The organism is Niastella populi, assembly GCF_002078015.1.
In the GTDB taxonomy this organism is placed as follows: domain Bacteria; phylum Bacteroidota; class Bacteroidia; order Chitinophagales; family Chitinophagaceae; genus Niastella; species Niastella populi.
This window is the reverse complement of record NZ_LWBP01000223.1, coordinates 1-3,508: the sequence shown is the minus strand read 5'-3', so window position 1 is coordinate 3,508 and position 3,508 is coordinate 1. Positions and strand designations below refer to the sequence as shown.

Here is a 3,508-nt window from a genome sequence, read left to right as displayed (position 1 = left end):
GCAATACATTCAGCGGCTCCCTCACCAGAGATAGCGGTGAAAATATTGGCGTGTATGCCATTCAACAGGGAACCCTGGCCTTAAGTGCTAATTATAATCTTTCCTATGCAAGCGCCAACCTCACCATCAACACACGGCCGCTCACCATTACCGTTAACAGCAAAAATAAATTGTATGGCGCGCCTCTGCCAGTGCTGGATGGTATTGAAACAGGTATTGTAGCAAGCGATAATATTACCGTAAGCTATAGCACAACGGCAACGCAGGCTTCGCCTATCGGTATTTACCCCATCACCGCCACGTTGAACGACCCCAATAGCCGCCTGTTCAATTATACGGTCACCAACACGGCGTCAAACCTTACAATTGCCGTGGTGCCGGTAACAACCGCTGTGTCTACCAATGTGGCAACGCAACAATATAGCGACGTGGTGACCTTTACCGCCACCATCAATAACGGCGCTCCTGTCGTAACCGGCGCAAATGGTGCTGCCGTTTCCGTAACATTTAAAGTCGGCAACCAGATTATGGGCACGGTTCCGTTTACCGTATCGGGTAACAACCTGACAGGTATTCTGGCAAATAAACAACTGGTGGAAGGAATACCCGGTCAAATGTCACCCGGCGACAAAACCGTCACGGCTATTTTCAATATGCCTAATGCTAATTATGGGTTGAACAGTAACAATAATTCAGGCACCTGCTCACTGACGGTTACAAAAGAAAATGCTGACATCACTTATACGGGGCAGGATTATATGTCGCTGCCCGTTACATCGGCTACCTCCATGACCATCAGCCTGAGCGCCACCATTCGCGATCTCTTTCCGGCTTCAGATGGCCACAGAGGAAACATCAAAAACGCGCGGGTCACTTTCAGAAGGGATAGTCCTGCCGGAGTGTGTTTGGGCGCTCCCCAATTAGTTCCGGCATTGATGACCGATTCAACAACTGGTACGGTCGTTACTACGTTCACCTACAATTTAACAACTACGGAACTCCAGAGTGGCGGCGCCAATCTGCAAGTATATGCAGTGGTTGAAAATTATTATACCGGTGGCACCTCCGATGTGGCGGCTTGTATCACCATTGCGCGCCCTGGCGGTGAATTCGTAACAGGCGGCGGTTATCTGAAAAACAATTCATGTGCAGGTGTCATTGCGGGAACCAAAGACCTGAAGACGAACTTCGGCTTCAATATGCAGTATACCAAATCGGGCTCTAACCTGAAAGGCCAGTGTAACATTATCATAAGAAGCAATGGTAAAATCTATCAGATAAAAAGCAATGCCGTAAATACATTGGTAGTATCGGCTGCTACGTCAAAAGGTACGCCGGCATACTTCAATACCAAGGCGAATTACCGCGACATTACCGACCCGTTGAACCCGGTCTCACTGGGCGGTAATATGGATCTCACCGTTAAAATGAATGATGTAACTACGGGCGGACAGCTCGACTCTGCGAGTATCCTGATAATGGATCCCAATACTTCACAGGTAGTTTTCTCAAGCAACTGGAGCGGGGTGCAAACCAAATTGCAAAACCTGGGCGGCGGCAATGTGTCGGTGCGCAGTACGCCATCAAATACAGTTACCATGGCCAGAGAAGCGCAGGCGGAAGAGATTATATTACCTGCCATTCAAAACCCGTTTGCGGTGAAGGTATTGGGTAATCCCGCTTTGGATCATTTTAATGTGAACATAAAAGGATCGGCAGGAAAGATAAGTCTGCGCGTAGTGGATATTCAGGGCAGGGTAGTGGAGTACAGGCAAAATGTTCCGGAAGGAACATTGCAGCTGGGGCACACCTATCAGAAAGGGTTCTATTATCTGGAAGTAAGACAGGGCAATAGTATTCGACAGATAAAACTGGTGAAATTGTAATGCAGATGTAGATTGAAAAAGGCTTCCTGATACATCGGGAAGCCTTTTCTTTATTTCTTTTTTTTAGGGCCGGGGATATGATTGAACAGAATGGCCACATGATGTTCGTGTGGTTCGTCGATCCGGAATGCATATACATCATACCAGTGATGCAGTTGTTTGGCCTCGTGCTGAAAGCGCATTGGAATACCCGTAACAGCCACATTACCGAAGAACTCAAACCAATGTTCTTCCGTATCTGCCACAATTTCGCGCATTGTTTTGCCAATGACGTTCCTTAGGCCGGTCTGCTTTTCAAAAACGGGGTTCACTTCAAGAAAGCGGTAGTCTTTTACTTTTTGTTTTTTATCGAACAGCACTTCTACAATACAAAATCCTTCGTCCATGGAATTGACGATGCGGTAGTATTTATCAGTAACGCGTTGCGCCAGTTCATCTTTAATACGCAACATTTCATCTTCCGCTTTTTTGCGTTCAGTGATATCATCGGCTGTTACGGCAACGCCATCGCCAATTTTAACCGCTTTAACCTTGTGCCAGTTGTCGTCCCCATGAGAACCATAATAGATCTCCCATTCCGCCGGTTGGCCGGTCTCAACCACCATTGTCAAATTCTGCAGGTGTTCCGTATTGGCCATATCGGGGTGACGGGTTAAATATAATTCACCGAACGGATCACCGCCTTCAGTAAGGCGGGCCAGTGTATTTGTCAACAGGTATTTGAAATCGATCACTTCTCCATGCTCATTACGCACCGCTTCAAAAACCGTGATCATGTTAAGGGAAGAGTTGAACAGGGATTGCAGCAGGTTATTGCCTTTGATTATTTGCTGCTCGGCCATTTTGTGAGCGGTTATGTCCCGCGAGGTCATTATTATGCCATCTTCAAATTTCATAAGGGACTGGTAAAAGCACTGAGTTTTGAACTGCTCGAAAGAATAGTTTTGCTCATATCGCTGGCCAACGCCTGTTTCGGTGACCTGCACCATGCGTTGAAAGATACCGGCGCGGATAACGCCGGGGTTTTGCAGCAGCAGGCTTTTTCCGATCACATCTCCATTCTGTAACAGGGCGCTTTTGTTTTGAGCGATCCAGATGAAATCTGTGGCCTTTCCGTTCTCATCCCTTACTGATTTAAAAACCTGTACAACGTCCAGTGCGCAGTCAATAACGCATTGCAGAAAGGCTTTGGCGGCATTATCTTTTTGCTTCGTTGACATGAAACATCAGTTTATCAAATAATAATATTTGATTTTCACGATACGGTGGAAGAAATGTAGAGATATTGGCGGTAACAAGTTCAAACGTCTTGTGTAGGATAATGCCACTGAGGAAGGTCTTATACAAAGTTAAGTGTTTACAATTATGCTACGGCCATTTGAGTAAAATGGTGTGAAGTTTGTTAACTCATTGTATGCAACCCGATTTCAAGGCAATCGAATTACAAACATTGATTGATCTGCTGGCTGACGAAACTCAGCAATATACCAGGGCTTTCATAAGTGGTAATCAACAAATAGCTGCTATACACAGGTCTACAATCGATTCTCTTGTGGAAGAGATAAATCGCCGGCGGAATGCTGCTCAGGCGGATGTACAAAAAAAATAGTTATTCAGTTGTT

General features: G+C 46.0%; 3 protein-coding genes. 2 read left to right on the top strand and 1 reads right to left on the bottom strand.

Annotated elements, in window-relative coordinates; all coding sequences use genetic code 11:
- A partial coding sequence (locus A4R26_RS29125; protein ID WP_133054818.1) for an MBG domain-containing protein occupies window positions 1–1,886 on the top strand: 1,886 nt, incomplete at its 5' end.
- A 50-nt stretch (window positions 1,887–1,936) separates the two neighbouring features.
- Here A4R26_RS29125 and A4R26_RS29120 read toward each other — a convergent pair.
- Entirely contained in the window at window positions 1,937–3,106 is a 1,170-nt protein-coding gene (locus tag A4R26_RS29120) for a PAS domain-containing protein (RefSeq protein ID WP_081170059.1), read from the bottom strand.
- 194 nt (window positions 3,107–3,300) lie between these two features.
- On the opposite strand from A4R26_RS29120, the gene A4R26_RS29115 reads away from it, so the two are divergent.
- A complete protein-coding gene (locus A4R26_RS29115) occupies window positions 3,301–3,495 on the top strand; it encodes a hypothetical protein (protein WP_081170058.1) in 195 nt (64 codons plus the stop codon).
- Window positions 3,496–3,508: the final 13 nt, after the last annotated feature.

Excerpts from the sequence above, each read along its gene's own strand:
- A4R26_RS29120 (WP_081170059.1), bottom strand. The coding sequence starts at position 3,106 with ATGTCAACGAAGCAAAAAGATAATGCCGCCAAAGCCTTTCTGCAATGC.
- A4R26_RS29115 (WP_081170058.1), top strand. The coding sequence starts at position 3,301 with ATGCAACCCGATTTCAAGGCAATCGAATTACAAACATTGATTGATCTG.